General features: G+C 56.0%; 1 protein-coding gene. It reads left to right on the top strand.

The window, feature by feature from the left end:
- Positions 1-271 precede the first annotated feature (271 nt).
- Entirely contained in the window at positions 272-1246 is a 975-nt protein-coding gene (locus Q9S52_RS10680; protein ID WP_304709096.1) for a deoxyhypusine synthase family protein, read from the top strand.
- The last annotated feature ends 507 nt before the right edge of the window (positions 1247-1753 follow it).

The following is a 1753-nucleotide window of genomic DNA, read 5'->3' as shown; positions in this document are numbered from 1 at the left end:
GCGCAATAAGGTTGTTACAGCCTCTGCGCGCCTAAAAGAACCCCCGCCCACAACCTGAGGACTGCGGAGCCTAAGGCGTAGCGTATGCTATCTGAAAGTTCTTTGGGTCCCTTTCTTTCAAGAAAGGGACAGTACCCTCCTGTCGCTAAAGAACGATTGCATATTATACCAAGGCAGGGCGAGGAAACAGGACGGATCAAAGAAAAGTAGGTTACATATAATTAATTCGTAACTTCGCCTCGGTTTTACATTAAAAAAATCTCGCTAACTAATGAGTAAAGGACCGATTTCACAGTTTATTACGCACAATTACCGCCATTTCAATGCGGCTGCTTTGGTGGATGCCGCGCAGGCTTACGAAGCGCACATGAATGCGGGCGGGAAGATGATGATTACGCTCGGCGGGGCGATGTCTACGGCCGAGTTGGGGATTTCGCTCGCCGAAATGATCCGGCAGGACAAGGTGCAAATTATCACCTGTACGGGAGCCAATTTGGAGGAGGACCTGATGAACCTCGTGGCGCACTCGCACTACAAACGGGTGCCGAATTACCGGGACCTCACGCCCGAGCAGGAACGCGAGTTGCTGGATAATCACCTGAACCGGGTTACGGACACTTGCATTCCGGAAGAGGAGGCTTTCCGGCGGCTCCAGGGGCATATGGAGAAGATTTGGAAGGAGGCCGACGCACGGGGAGAACGCTACTTGCCGTATGAGTTCATGTACAAACTGATCCGCAGCGGGGTGCTGGAACAGTACTACGAGATCGACCCGAAAAATAGCTGGATGCTGGCGGCTTGCGAAAAGAACCTGCCGATCATCGTGCCGGGATGGGAGGACTCGACGATGGGGAATATCTTCACGTCGTATGTCATCAAGGGCGAAATGAAGGCCTCGACGGTCAAGGGGGGGATTGAGACGATGATGTTCCTCTGCGACTGGTACAAACAGAACGCGGGCGGCAAGGGGGTCGGATTCTTCCAGATTGCGGGGGGGATCTCGGGCGACTTCCCGATCTGCTGCGTGCCGATGATGTACCAGGACTTGGGCTGGGAGGAGACGCCGTTCTGGGCTTACTTCTGCCAGATCTCGGACTCCACCACTTCGTACGGTTCCTACTCGGGGGCGGTGCCCAACGAGAAGATTACGTGGGGGAAATTGGACGTCGATACGCCTAAGTTCATCGTCGAGAGCGATGCGACTATCGTGGCGCCGCTGATGTTCGCTTATATCTTGGGCTGGTAGTTTCTGGACTCTACCGGTTGTTGCCTCGGTCCGTTTCCTTTGGGTTTCCAAAGGAAACGGACCGTTTGTTTTTGGGCTTTTTTACCGGCTGGGCCATGCGATGCGCAGCATCGCCCTTTGTTATGCTTTTTCTGCCGAATGGCCCATACCGGGTGCCGGAAGGCACGCCTCCGCGGTGGACGCGTTGCGTCTTTTGCTGGGGTTCTCTCGGCCTTATTTGGCGGAGCCCGCGCGGCCTGAGCGCAGTTTCAGCTCGTCGGGATAGCTCGACCCGCGCGCGACTGCTGGAGTAGGAAATCGATCAAACAACCGAGAGTTGTTTGGTCGATTTCCGCCAGCGCGCGGACAAAGACTGTTTTCTCGCCCGTCAGGCCCATACCGGGTGCCGGGAGGCACCGCCCGCCCGGCGTAAGGGCGGCCCGCGCGGCCTGAGCGCAGTCGAATACTGTTTAGGTCGCCCGCCCGCCTTAAAAGGGATTTCACTTGTTGTGCGAAAGCACAATCGAG

Source organism: uncultured Rikenella sp., assembly GCF_948810725.1.
Lineage (GTDB): Bacteria > Bacteroidota > Bacteroidia > Bacteroidales > Rikenellaceae > Rikenella.
Note: the sequence above shows the minus strand (reverse complement) of the source record. Positions and strands in the feature narration are given on the sequence as shown.

What these genes read in the sequence shown, in the direction of transcription:
- Q9S52_RS10680 (WP_304709096.1), top strand. Translation starts at nt 272, where the DNA reads ATGAGTAAAGGACCGATTTCACAGTTTATTACGCACAATTACCGCCAT.